Origin of the sequence: Mesomycoplasma moatsii (assembly GCF_045276915.1) — a bacterium.
Taxonomy (GTDB): Bacteria; Bacillota_I; Bacilli_A; order Mycoplasmatales; family Metamycoplasmataceae; genus UBA710.
The window spans coordinates 470,761-483,491 of the sequence record NZ_CP174166.1 but is presented as its reverse complement, the minus strand read 5'-3'; the positions used below and the strand labels follow the sequence as shown (position 1 = coordinate 483,491).

Here is a 12,731-nt window from a genome sequence, read left to right as displayed (position 1 = left end):
GTAAAATAATTGTTATGAAAAAGATTACAATTATTGGTTCAGGAGCTTTAGGAACCGCTCTTGGAAATGTTTTAAAAGATGCAAATCCAAATAATGATGTTTTGATATATGGTATTGATCAAAATGAATTAAATGATTTAAAAAATGGAAGAAATGCAAAGTACTTTAAAAACATTAAAGTAAATAAATTTAATGTTTCAAATAATCTAATTTTAGCTATTAAAAATGCAGATTATATTGTTTTGGCTATCCCTTCAATTGTTATTGATGATGTTATGAATATAATTATCAAAAATTTAAAAAATGATACTTTAATTGTTAATGGTTGTAAAGGTTTTTATCCAAAATCAGAAAATCCTTTGCATAAAGGGTTGGTTGAAAAATCTAAAAAAAATAAATATATTAGAGGTGTTGTTTCAATTTCAGGACCTTCATTTGCAATCGAAATTGTGAGAAAAGCTTTAACATTGATTGCTGCAATAGGTTATGATAAAAAACAAATTAAAGAAGTCCAAGAATTATTTAGAACAGATTATTTCAAGTTATATATGCAAACAGATGTTACTGGTGCTGAAATTGGTGGTATTTATAAAAATATTTTAGCTATTGGTGCTGGGATGTTAAGTCAACTAGGTTTTAAAATAAATACTCTAGCTTCGTATCTAACTAGAGGAATGAAAGAATTATCAGTTTTAAATAAACAAATGGGAGGTAGAGAAAAAACAATTTATGGTTTAACAGGATTGGGTGATTTAATCTTAACAGCAACAGATAAAAATTCGAGAAATTTTACTTATGGAATGAATTTTGTTAAAAAAAATAATGATAGCAAAAATGTTACTCTAGAAGGATTGACTGCTTTAAGTATAGTTGAAAAAATTAGAATTAAAAATAATCTTTATTTACCAATTCAAGAAGCTCTATATAATGTTATTTTTAAAAATAGTTCTTTTGAAGATGAAATTAAAAAATTATGAAATAGTGACCTAAAAGAGGAGAATTAATGAAAAAATATATTTTTGCAACTGATGTTGATGGAACGATGTTGATGGATAATAAAGAAGTTCATCCTGAAACATTGCTTGCTTTCAAAAGGGCAAAAGAAGAAGGGCATATTGTTGTTATTGCTACTGGGAGAAGTGTAGTTAGAACATCTTCTTTAAAGAATAAAATGCCTTATGTTAATTACTTTGTATGTAATAATGGTGCTGTTGTTTATGATGTGGATAAAGAAGAAATTTTAATTTTACATGGTATTGAACCAAAATATTACATTGATATTTTTAACTATGCCAGAAAATATAATTTAGTTTTTAAGTTGCATACTGATCAAGATTGAATTGGTGATAAAGAAAATGAAAATGAAAATCCAACACCATTAACACAAGAGATAGATGCTAATATTAAAAAACATATTATTGCTCACCCAAATGATAATAAATTGTTTAATGGTCAAACAATTACTCAATTATCTGTTTATAGTCAAGATGATTTTTGTATTAAACATTTTAATGAATTTAAAGATATGTTTTCTCAAAATCTTAGCGTTTATTTAACTAATAGTCATTATTTAGATCTGAATCCTAAAAATAGATCAAAATGAGAAGGATTAAAAGAACTTGCTCGTGCATTAAATATTTCTCAAAATAACATTGTTACATTTGGAGATAGTGGTAATGATTATGAAATGATTTTAGGTGCAGGAGAAAATGGATATGCAATGGCTAATTCGCATAAAGATTTAACCGATAAAATAAAACCAAAAATAGGTACAAACAATACAAACGCAATAGGTTTAAAAATTCTTGAATACTTAGATAAAAAATAAAATATAATTAAGAGACATGTGGTAGATATGGCGAAATGGTTAACGCATCGGGTTGTGGCTCCGACATGTGCGGGTTCGATCCCCGTTATCTACCCCATTTTTTTATTCCTCAATTCCATAAAGTTCATCATGTGTTTTTTGAGCAAGTTCTTTTCCATATAATGTTTCAATAACTTTAAGACCAAGATCTATTGAAGCAGATGGACATTTTCCTGTGATATATTTACCATCAACACTTACATAATTTTTATTTCTATTTTTTCCTGAAACTAAAGAAATATTTTTAATTGGATATGAAGAATAATTTTTATCAATAAAAATTTTGTTATCATAAAGTGCGTTTGGTCCATCGCATATAGCAAAAATTCATTTATCATTTTCAACAAATTTATTAATTAAATTAATTGCCTTTTTATTTGTTCTTAATGCAATGCATGCTGCCCCCCCAGGAACAAAAATAGCATCATATTCATTTACATCAATATTACTAATTTCAGTTTTGATTGAACCTATTTGATTTGCACCAATAACTTCATTTTGTCCGTCTGGATTTCAATATGTTATTTTTTCCACTTTTTGTGATCTTTTTAGAGAACCTAAAAAACCATATAATTCAATTTCCTGAAATTTTTCAATTACTACAACTAATAATTTCATTTTTAACTTCCTTTACATTAAGAATATTTTATTCTAAAATTAACTTTGAAATTAGATATAGGTAATTTTGTTTATAATTTACAAATATGTTTAAGAATAAAAATAAAAATGAATCGATGTTTGCAAAAAAGATAAAAACATCTATTAATAATCAAAAACAATACAAAATATTTGAATCTAAACAATTTTTAGGGATTATTTTGATTGTTATTTTTGCTTTTTTATTTGTTGTTTCGATAGTTCAAGTTAGAGGTTTTTCAACAATCAATTCTTATACTATTGGGATGTTGTTTGGATATTATTCTTATTTTATTTATGTAGGTTTTATTACACTTGGTTTATGTTATTTATTTCAAATAGATTTGAAAATCGAAAAATTTATTGCAGTTAAATTTAATCGTAAATTTCATTTTTCCTGACTTCCTTATTTATTTTTTGCTATGGGTATTGCTTTGATTGTTGAATCGATAATTAAGATTATTGAAACTAAAACAGCGTTTCCAGGAACTAATGTTTTTAAACATTTTTTTAATGATTGATGAAATGATTTTACGAATAAAAAAGGAACAATACCAAATTCTACTTCATTATTACCTGATGTTATGAATGCCGGAATCATTGTTTCATTATTTATGTCTTTATTAGTATCTTGATCAGGTTATGTTGTATCAATAATTATTGGTTTACTTTTTGTGGCCCATTTTGTTTATTACATAATTTATGGTTCAATTATTAAGCAAATTAGAACTAAAATATTTGGTAATCCTAATAAAAAGGATACAGTTATGAAAAAAGAATTTGAAGAGTATAAAACCAAAATTATGGATTTATCTTTTGAAGATACTTCAGGAATAATTGAAAAACCTAATTTAGAAATTATTTCTGATGTTGAAGCAAAAACTAATTCAATTAATATTAGCAATTCAGAAAATATTTTTCCAGTAACTAATCCATTTGAAGAAGAAAAAATTAAAGATGAAGATGAATTTTTGATTGAAAAAACAAATCAAATCAATTTAGAAAAAAATATAACCACTGAATTTAAATTAGATGAACTTGATAAAACAAATAAAATAATTCCAGACATTGAAACTTTTGATTTTGAGTTAGATATTTTTAAAACTAACACTAATACTGTAGATATTGATGAAAATGGACTTGCAACTTTGGATAATAAAAATGATGTTAAAACACAAGGAGATTAAAGATGAAAAAAATGTTGTGAAAAGATGCTCAAAATTTTATTGAGAATAATAAAGATATTATTTATTTGTGATTCGGAACAGAATGGTGTGGCGATTGTCAAATGATGCTACCAGTTGTAGAGAATGTAGAAGAAAAATTTTCTAATAATGATCAAATTCATTTTATCAAAGTAGATGCTGAAGAAGCTGAATTATTTAGAAAAGAATCAGAATATCAAGTTAAAAGAGTTCCCACTCATGTATTTATTAAAAATTCAAAAATAAAGTCAATTATGTACGAATATGTTTCTGAAGATATTTTGATTTTAGAAATTGATAAATTAAGATATGAAAAATAAAATTAATATTAATGAGATTCCCAATCTTTGTGGAGTTTATTTATTTAAAGATCAAGATTCGATTTTGTACATTGGTAAAGCAAAGAATCTAAAAAAAAGAATTCAACAATACCTAAATGGTTCTATAAATTCATACAAAACACCTTTGTTATTAGAAAAAGCAAATAATTTAGATTTTATTGTTTGTTCAAACGAAAAAGAAGCTTTATTATTAGAACAAGAGTTAATAAAAAAAAATAAACCATATTACAACATTTTACTTTTGGATGATAAAAAATTTCCTTATATTGTCATACAATTAAAACCTAATAAGTTAGAATTTAAAACTAAATTTTTTTATAAACAAGTTCCAAATACATATTATTATGGTCCATTACCACCAAATTATGGATATAAAACAATTAAAAACTTTTTAATTAGAGAATGTTTGTATAAAAATGGATTACCAATTCAAACAAATGATAATGAATTTTGGAAGGAAAAATTTATTTATGCAAAAAAAATCCTATCTTCATCTAATAACGAAATAATATCAAGATTAAAGCATCAAATGATTGAAGCTTCTGAAAATGAACAATATGAATTAGCAAAAGATTATAGAGATGTCATTCAATATTTAACAAACAAATCCTCTCAACAGTCAATATCTTTTAGTGAAGAAAAAAATTTTGATGTTATTGTTTTCTTAAAACATGATAGTTATTTATTAGTTTTAGTTCATTATTTTAAAAATGGCGTTTTTTTTATGCAAGAAGATTTTGTTGTTGAAATTAAAATAGATTTCTATGAGTCAATGAGATCATTTATTAATAGTTTTTATTCAATTAGAAATCAACCAGATATGATAGTTACAAATTATGAAATAGAAAAAGAAGATTTAATTTTTGATAAAACCATTTTAAAACCTAAAAAAGGACAATATTTGCAAGCAGTTAACAATGCTCTCAAGAATATTGAAATTAATAAAACAAAAAAAATTTTAGAATTTAAAAATAAAGAAAATTCAATTTCAGAGATTAGATTATTTTTTAATCAAATAATCAAAAAGGAAATTAATGATTTTATAGTTATTGATAATTCAAATGAAAATAATAAAGATATAGTTAGCGTAATAATTTATTATAAAAATTATCTCCCATATTTTTCCAATTATCGTAAATATACATTGTCTAATGATTTATTAAGTCGTAAATCAGATGTCGAATACGTAAAAATAGGTTTAACAAAATATTTTTCTAAAGAAGAAAAACCAGATTTAATTATTGTTGATGGTGGTAAACAACAAATAAATGAAGCAATTAAAGTGAAAAAAGAATTAAATATTCAATTACCAATAATTGGTTTAGTTAAAAACGAAAAACATAGTACAGAATATTTAATAACTGAACAGAAAAAAAAAGTTTTATTGAAGAATAAATCGATTTATAATTTCTTAGCAAGAATACAAAATGAAGTAGATTCATATGCTAAAAATTTTCATTTAAAGAAAAAAATTAATAGTTCATTAGAAGGGTTTTTAACTTCCATAAGCGGTATAGGTTTGAAAACAGAAGAAAAATTATTAAAACATTTTCATACTTATGCAAATATTTATAATGCAAATGAAGATGAATTATCTAAGGTAGTTTCAAAATCAGTGGCTAAAAAAATAATTGAAAAACTAGAAAAATAAAGTAAAATTTAGTTGTAAATTGGTCGCGTAGCTCAGGGGACAGAGCACGTGCCTTCTAAGCATGTGGTCGGAGGTTCGAATCCTCCCGTGATCGCCATTTTTTTTATCTCTTTTTTAATAGATTTAATATAAAATATTTTAAATACTACATGTTGTAAGTAAAATAAAAAAAGGATAGATCTATGGCGAAAGTAAAGTCAAAAAAAACATCAAGCAAACCAAAAAAATCATCTACAAAAAAAGTAAACATAAATGCTAAGAAAACATCTACAAAAAAATCATCAACAAAATCTGTTAAAAAAGCGAGTTTAACAAGAAAAAATTCTGTTTCAAAGCAACCAACTAAAAAAGAAACTAAATCAAAACTTCTTGCTAATAAAGAAGTTGTCATCAATAACAAAAAAATTAAACTTCCTAAAAGAGTTAAATTAGAATCATATTCTTGCGTTTGAAGAATGTATTTAATTGTAGACAGCAAAACAAAAGAAAAATATACAAAAAGGTTCTGAATAGTTATTGGTGATGGTCACAAAAAATATAGAAAATTTGAAACACAATTAGAAGCTATCCAATATTTTAGATCATTAAAAAAATATGCCAAAATGAGAGTTCAATCTGTTAAATCAAAACAATTTATAAGAACAATTTATACATTTTTTGAAATGATTTGAAGAGGAATCGAAATTAAAGAAATTAAACTTCCTAAAAAAAATAATAAAAAATCTTCATCAATTGTTGAAGAAGAAGACTTTGAAGATGAATTTACACAATTTGATACTGATGAGATAGATGAAGAAGAATTTAATGAAGAAGAAATTAATAAAGTTTTAGCTGAAGCTGAAGGTGATGCTGTTATTGTTGATGATTCCCAATTTATTGAATCTAAAAAACAAGATGAAAAAACATTTATAACTGATGTTATTGAGGTTGAAGAAAAAAATCCAACTGAAGAAGAAATAAAAAAATTTGAGCTTAAAGAAGAACAAAAAGTTGAAGATGATGATCCTTATGCTTTAACTACTGAAGTTGTTTTTGAAGAAAAGGTTGAAGATAATGATCCTGAAGTTGATGAACCACAAACAAAAACATCATTATACGAATTGGCAGTAAGCGAAGAAACCCAAACTACTAATAATGCAGAAGAAAAAAACGAAATTAATGATACTTTTGATGATTCAACTATAAAAGATATAGATGTAAATAAAGATGATTTAGATATTACACAACATCAAACCGCTTTAACACCAATGAACGAATCAGAATTATCAGATGGTAAATATAATAAAAAAGCAAAAATTATTTATTGATTGGTTGTTTGCTTAGTTGCTTTAATTCTAGCTGGTGTAGTAGTTATAGCGTTGTTGTCAGCATCAGGTGTAATTTTCTAGATATTAATAATAACAAAAGGAATAAATTTAAAGAAGAGATAATATGAAATGAGTTGAAATTTTAATAATTATATCTTTTGTTTTAATATCAATAATATTAATAGTTTTAGTTATTCCTTTTTTTAGTAACTTTATTAAAAAAAATAGAAATGAAATAAATAAAACTAAAGAATTAGCTACAAGTAGTAAAATTCGTCTGATTAATCAATTAAGAGAATCAGTAGAATATTTGTCTAAAGAAAAAATTGGTGCTTTAATTACTATTGAAAATAATGATAATTTAGATAATTTAAGAACAGATGGAGTTAAATTAGATGCCAATATTTCTTCTTCTTTAATTATTTCTATTTTTAATAAAAATTCACCATTGCATGATGGAGCTGTGATTATTCGAAACGGAAAAATTTATTATGCTTCAACATATTACAAAATAACAAAAAAATCAATTGACAACAAATACGGATCAAGACATAGAGCTGGATTAGGTATTTCGGAAGTTTCTGATGCGACTACTATTATCGTTTCTGAAGAAACAGGAAGTATTTCAATTACTAAAAATTCAACATTAATTCCAGTAAAAATGAATGAATTCCAAGAAAAATTAATATTCTTTTTAAAAGATTAATTTTTTTAAAAGGAGGTTGTCTAATGGAACAAAAAAATAAAAATTACGATATTAAAAAAATGATTGTAGAAAAAGATTTGTATTCTATTAGAAAATTTGTTGATGATACTCCTATTGAAAAAGTTGTTGAGGAATTAGAAGAGTTAAATGATTTAGAAGTTTCTTTATTTTTTAGATTTTTAAGAACTGAAAAAGCTTCAGAATTGTTTTCACATTTAACAGAAGAACAACAACATACAATTATCCAAAATTTAACAAAAAAAGAAATTGCTGATTTTATTAATGAATTATATAGTGATGAAATTGCCGATGTTTTAGAAGTGTTACCACCAGAAATGGCTAAAACCATTTTATTAACAGTTGATAAAGAAACGAGAGCAAAAGTTAATCAAATTCTTCAATTTAGTGATGATGAAGTTGGATCAGTAATGTCAGTTGACATTATTTCTTTAAATTTAAATTTAACAAATAAAGAAGCATTAGAATTGATTAAAAGAAAAAGAGAAGAATCTGAGATAGGACAATTTTATTATATTGTTGATGATAAGAATAGATTACAAGGTTTTACAACACTTGAAGAATTAGTTTTTTCTCAAAAAGACACTCCTATTTCTAATAAAATGAAATCAATAATTTCAGTTAAAACTAAACAATTAAAATCAGAAGCTGCCAATATTTTTGCTTCTGCTGATTATTCAACATTGCCTGTTGTCGATGACAATGGAGTTTTAATTGGAATGCTAACTTCTAATGATGTTATTGATATTATTCAAGACGAAGCAAGTGAAGATATTTATAAAGCTGCAGGTATTTCGTTTGAAGCTCAATCTACAACCTCTTATTTAAAAACTACAATAATTTCTATTGTAAAATCAAGAATATTTTGATTGTTAATACTAATGATAGGATCAACTTTATCACAATTAATTATTCAATCTTTGAACCAAATTTTAGAAAATAAATTAGATCAATTAAAAATTGCAGGAGCAACAATTTCTTCAGTATTAGTAGCTCTAATACCTGTTACTTCAGCAACGAGTGGTAATGCTGGATCTCAATCTACTTCAACATTAACACGTGCAGCTTCACTTGGCGAATTAAAAAAAGATAGAATGAAAGAAGTTATTATTAAAGAAACGACAGTTGGTCTTGTTTTAGGTTTAATTTTGGCTATAGCTAATTTCATTCGTTTATTAATTTACTATATGGCTTATAATGGAATTCTATTTAAAGAAACAAAATTCTTAATTTTAATTTCTATTGTTTCTTCTATTTCTTTATTAATTTCCATTATTTTGTCTAAACTGCTAGGCTCAGTAATTTTAACAATTGCATTAAAGACTAAAAGAGATCCTGCTGTTATGTCAGCACCATTGATTACTACAATAATTGACGCTTTATCAACACTAATATTTTTTGGTCTTGCATTTGCAATATTGATTCCAATATTTTTATAAAACTTATTTGATTCCTAACTCATCTAAAGCAGCATAAACCTTTTCGGTTGTTTTAAATGAAATTTTTGCAATTTCATATAATGCTTTTCTTCCATATTTTTTACAAAATTCTACTGCTACTTTTTCTACTTCGTTGTTGGTTCCTAAAGGAAATTTCATATCAAGCATTTCTTCTTGTTCATTCATCATTTCTAAGAAATGATATCTAGCAACAATAGATGCAGCAGCTACAGCAACATGAATATTTTCGGCTTTTTCTGCTAATAAAATTTCTTTATCAATTTCGTCAGTTTTTAGTTTTGATTTCATTAGATTTTCATAATATTTTGATATATTGTCAGTACTTGCAAAAGCATCTAACAAAATATAATCTTCATTTACTTTGTTGTATTTTTCCAAAGCAGTAATACATTTTAAATGTAAAAACATTTTTAATTCGTGTGCATTCATGTATTTTGCTAAATTATTGTAGCCTTTTTGAGTTAAATGATTTACGCGGTATTGAATTAAATCTTTTATTCTATGAAAAATTTCTTTTATTTTATTATCTGACAATATTTTAGAGTCTTTAACTCCTAGATCTATTAATTTATTTATATTTTCATGTTTAACAAAAACAGCCGCAGCAACTAATGGAGTTAAATAATCACCCACTCCTGTTTCATCAGCTCCAATAATATCTTTATTATTTAAATCATGATTGATACTAAAATTTGAAATTTTTAAAGATTTAAAAGTTTTTTTTGAAAATTCGGGTTTTTTAGTTTTTTTCTTTGTTGTCATATTTTGTCCTTTTTTATTTTTAAAGTTTTTTTCTAAAGCGTCGTTGTAAATTCGTTTTTCATGAATTTAATTAATTTTATACTTTTTAAATTTCAATTTTTTAAAATCAAATCATTTTCTTATATAATAGATTAGCATTAAAAAATGGAGGGGTAGCGAAGCGGCCAAACGCGGGTGGCTGTAACCCACTTCTTTCGAGTTCGGGGGTTCGAATCCCTCCCCCTCCACCATTATTGCCCCTTCGCCAAGCGGAAAGGCATTGGATTTTGGTTCCAACATGCGTAGGTTCGAATCCTACAGGGGCAGCCATATATCACCTTCATGGTGATTTTTTTTATTAATAATTTAATAAATTAAAAAAGTAATAGCAATAGTTTATTTATTAGGTTTTCTAATTGAATTAGGGATCAAATCAATTCTTGGGTTAATTCCTATATATCCTGCCCCTCATCCTGTATGAAACATTGTAGATAACGATGCTTCATATGAAATATCAACATTTTTTTTAAAATATGATGTCATTGATTTTGAAAGAATATCTGTTATTTTTGTGTCATAAGCAAAAATAGTTGATACTTGAAAGTCTTCAATTTTCATTTTTCATTTTTCAATAAATGATTCTAATTTATTCATTATTTTAGCGGCACCTGTTTTTTTGCTCTTTGCAATTCCAGCACTACTTAAAACATGATCAAACTCAACAATAGTTGAAAGATTTAATGAAGTCATAATCGCTTTTTTAATTCCCTTTAAACGTCCTGATTTAATAAAAGTTCTTAGCTCGTAAGGAATTATATAACCTATTGTTCTATCATCATATCATTTTAAAAAGTTTAAAACATTTTCTATTGTTCCGTTTTCTTTTTCATATATTCTTTTAGCCTCTTGTGCAGCAAATAAATAAGCTTTACCTACCAATTTGTTATTAAATACATAAACGTTATTAAATTTTTTAGATAAATTTAAAATTGAATCGTGACTTGAAGATAAATAAGAATTAATAGGCATATAAATAACAGCTTCATATTCTGATGATAATTTATTCATTTGTTCTTCAATCATCAATAAAGGTCCTAACGATGTTTTAAAATCGTTGGCGCTCTTAAACATTTCAACTATTTTATATTTTTCTTTATTAGAATAAAATCCTTCAAATCATTGATTTGCTCCAATAAAAAGCTGAAGAGGAGTAAGAAAAATATCGGGATAATTTTCCATTTCAGATTCTAATAAAGTAGAAAACGAAGATATTACAATAGCCAATTTCTTTTTAGTCATAAATAAAAAAAGTTGTAGATAAATTATAAATAATTTAAAAGTAAAAAAGAATTATTTTTCTTTTTCAGCTTCTTTTTCATCTTTTTTTGTTTTAGTTTCAGGAACGAATGTTACTTTTTCTTTTTCTAATTTTATTGAAGGGTTTAGCGTTGTAATCAAATTATCAATCAATAATTCATTTATTAATAGTGCTTCAATTTGTTCTTTTTTTATCATTTGATAAGCCATTTGTGGCTCGATATTATAAAGTTTTCCAATTCTTTGATATTGTCGATTGAAGTCTTCCTCAGTTGGTTTAATTTTTAATTCTTTTGAAATTAAAGAATAAATCATTGATTTTTTAACTGATTTATTCGCTTCATTCATTAATTCTTCTTTAACTTTTTCGTCATTATAATCAGTCATTTCATAATAATCTTTTTTACTAAAACCTTGTTTCTTCAAATTTTCTTCAAATTTTTTCATTAAAGCATTTAATTCTTTTAAAACTATTGTTCTAGGAGTCGGAATTTCATTATCTTCTATTACTTTGTTAATAAATTCATCCATAAATTTTGTTCTATTTTTTTCAATTAATTCTCTTTTTGTTAAATCTTTTAAATAGTTATTTAAATCTTTTTCTGTCTTAACATCTTTAATATTCAAAGTTTTAATAAAATCTTCAGTTAATTTTTGTTTATCATTGTATTTAATTTCATGGATAACAATATCAAATTTAGCTTCTTTTTCTCTAAATTCTTCCTTATAATAATCTTTAGGGAAAGTGACATTTATTGAACCTTTTCAACCCAATTTTTTACCTATTAATTGTTTTTCGAATCCAGGAATAAAAGCCCCTGAACCAATTTTTAGTTCATATTTTTCTGCCTCCCCCCCTTCGAAAGCTTTGTCATCAATAAACCCTTTAAAATCAAAGATGATTGTATCTCCTTCTTCTACTTTAGCATCATCTCCTTCTTTAGGTAGCAACAGCGTCCCTCTAGACAATAATTCATTAATTTGTTTTTTAACAGAATCATCAATTTCCTTTTCGGTTGGCAAAGCAAAATTTACTTTATAGTCATCATATTTTTTAAGTTTAATGTCAGGGAATATTGGATATAAAAAAATAATTTCTAATTCATCATCAGATACTTTCTCAACTGCATAAGTTGGAGAATCTAGAACAATATCTTTTTTTTCATCAATTTCTTTAGCGGCATCTTTAACTGCAGTATTTAATAATTTAGAAATAGCCTCTTCTCAAATTTGTCCTTTTGATATATTTTTTTTTGCTATTTCAATAGGAACTTTTCCCGCTCTATATCCTGAAACTTTAATTTTTTTAGCTAATTTATTAAATGCTTTTACTTGTTCATCTTTTCAAATTTGCTTGTCTATTGGAATAATAATCTTCAATTCTGCATTTTTAATATCATATATTTTTTCAATTTTATTACTACTCATAGTGTTCTACCTCTCGTTTGTACGTATCATCAAATAAGTCTTTACATTATAACA

The 12,731-nt window shown here is 25.0% G+C and carries 12 protein-coding genes and 4 tRNA genes; 12 read left to right on the top strand and 4 right to left on the bottom strand.

What is annotated here, in order from left to right:
• Positions 1–14 precede the first annotated feature (14 nt).
• The 3 genes from ACJA28_RS02410 to ACJA28_RS02400 all read left to right on the top strand — a co-directional run bounded on the left by ACJA28_RS02410 (position 15) and on the right by ACJA28_RS02400 (position 1,925).
• Positions 15–1,004 (top strand): NAD(P)H-dependent glycerol-3-phosphate dehydrogenase, encoded by a 990-nt coding sequence (locus ACJA28_RS02410; protein WP_022934586.1) that lies wholly within the window; start codon positions 15–17, stop codon positions 1,002–1,004.
• Positions 1,004–1,828 carry a Cof-type HAD-IIB family hydrolase gene (locus ACJA28_RS02405; RefSeq protein ID WP_022934585.1) on the top strand — a complete coding sequence of 275 codons (825 nt, stop codon included), beginning with the start codon at positions 1,004–1,006 and terminating at the stop codon, positions 1,826–1,828. The genes ACJA28_RS02410 and ACJA28_RS02405 overlap by 1 nt, the downstream gene beginning before the upstream one ends.
• A 21-nt stretch (positions 1,829–1,849) precedes the next feature.
• Positions 1,850–1,925 (top strand) — tRNA-His (locus ACJA28_RS02400).
• A gap of 5 nt (positions 1,926–1,930) precedes the next feature.
• Here ACJA28_RS02400 and ACJA28_RS02395 read toward each other — a convergent pair.
• Positions 1,931–2,485, bottom strand: a complete 555-nt coding sequence (locus ACJA28_RS02395; RefSeq protein WP_022934584.1) for a DJ-1/PfpI family protein — start codon at positions 2,483–2,485, stop codon at positions 1,931–1,933.
• 86 nt (positions 2,486–2,571) lie between these two features.
• Between ACJA28_RS02395 and ACJA28_RS02390 the strand changes: the two genes are divergently transcribed.
• The 7 genes from ACJA28_RS02390 to mgtE all read left to right on the top strand — a co-directional run bounded on the left by ACJA28_RS02390 (position 2,572) and on the right by mgtE (position 9,170).
• Positions 2,572–3,690 (top strand): hypothetical protein, encoded by a 1,119-nt coding sequence (locus ACJA28_RS02390; protein ID WP_027121623.1) that lies wholly within the window; start codon positions 2,572–2,574, stop codon positions 3,688–3,690.
• Between the two features lie 2 nt (positions 3,691–3,692).
• Complete coding sequence (locus ACJA28_RS02385; RefSeq protein WP_022934582.1) at positions 3,693–4,028, top strand: thioredoxin family protein; 336 nt, start codon at positions 3,693–3,695, stop codon at positions 4,026–4,028.
• Positions 4,018–5,700, top strand: a complete 1,683-nt coding sequence (locus ACJA28_RS02380; protein WP_022934581.1) for a helix-hairpin-helix domain-containing protein — start codon at positions 4,018–4,020, stop codon at positions 5,698–5,700. Before ACJA28_RS02385 ends, ACJA28_RS02380 begins: the two co-directional genes overlap by 11 nt.
• A 21-nt stretch (positions 5,701–5,721) precedes the next feature.
• Positions 5,722–5,797 (top strand) — tRNA-Arg (locus ACJA28_RS02375).
• A gap of 85 nt (positions 5,798–5,882) precedes the next feature.
• Positions 5,883–7,088 carry a hypothetical protein gene (locus tag ACJA28_RS02370; RefSeq protein ID WP_022934580.1) on the top strand — a complete coding sequence of 402 codons (1,206 nt, stop codon included), beginning with the start codon at positions 5,883–5,885 and terminating at the stop codon, positions 7,086–7,088.
• A 43-nt stretch (positions 7,089–7,131) separates the two neighbouring features.
• Entirely contained in the window at positions 7,132–7,713 is a 582-nt protein-coding gene (locus tag ACJA28_RS02365; protein WP_022934579.1) for a DNA integrity scanning protein DisA nucleotide-binding domain protein, read from the top strand.
• 23 nt (positions 7,714–7,736) lie between these two features.
• Positions 7,737–9,170 carry a magnesium transporter gene (mgtE, locus tag ACJA28_RS02360; RefSeq protein WP_022934578.1) on the top strand — a complete coding sequence of 478 codons (1,434 nt, stop codon included), beginning with the start codon at positions 7,737–7,739 and terminating at the stop codon, positions 9,168–9,170.
• A gap of 3 nt (positions 9,171–9,173) precedes the next feature.
• Here the strand turns inward: mgtE and ACJA28_RS02355 are convergent, their stop codons facing one another.
• Complete coding sequence (locus ACJA28_RS02355; protein WP_022934577.1) at positions 9,174–9,953, bottom strand: ribonuclease HIII; 780 nt, start codon at positions 9,951–9,953, stop codon at positions 9,174–9,176.
• Between the two features lie 146 nt (positions 9,954–10,099).
• Between ACJA28_RS02355 and ACJA28_RS02350 the strand changes: the two genes are divergently transcribed.
• Both ACJA28_RS02350 and ACJA28_RS02345 read left to right on the top strand, forming a co-directional pair.
• Positions 10,100–10,183 (top strand) — tRNA-Tyr (locus ACJA28_RS02350).
• A 4-nt stretch (positions 10,184–10,187) separates the two neighbouring features.
• Positions 10,188–10,262 (top strand) — tRNA-Gln (locus ACJA28_RS02345).
• Between the two features lie 66 nt (positions 10,263–10,328).
• Here the strand turns inward: ACJA28_RS02345 and ACJA28_RS02340 are convergent.
• On the bottom strand, positions 10,329–11,231 hold the full coding sequence (locus ACJA28_RS02340) for a DegV family protein (protein ID WP_033378959.1): 903 nt from the start codon (positions 11,229–11,231) through the stop codon (positions 10,329–10,331).
• Between the two features lie 51 nt (positions 11,232–11,282).
• Positions 11,283–12,677 (bottom strand): trigger factor, encoded by a 1,395-nt coding sequence (gene tig / locus ACJA28_RS02335; RefSeq protein WP_022934575.1) that lies wholly within the window; start codon positions 12,675–12,677, stop codon positions 11,283–11,285.
• Positions 12,678–12,731 lie beyond the last annotated feature (54 nt).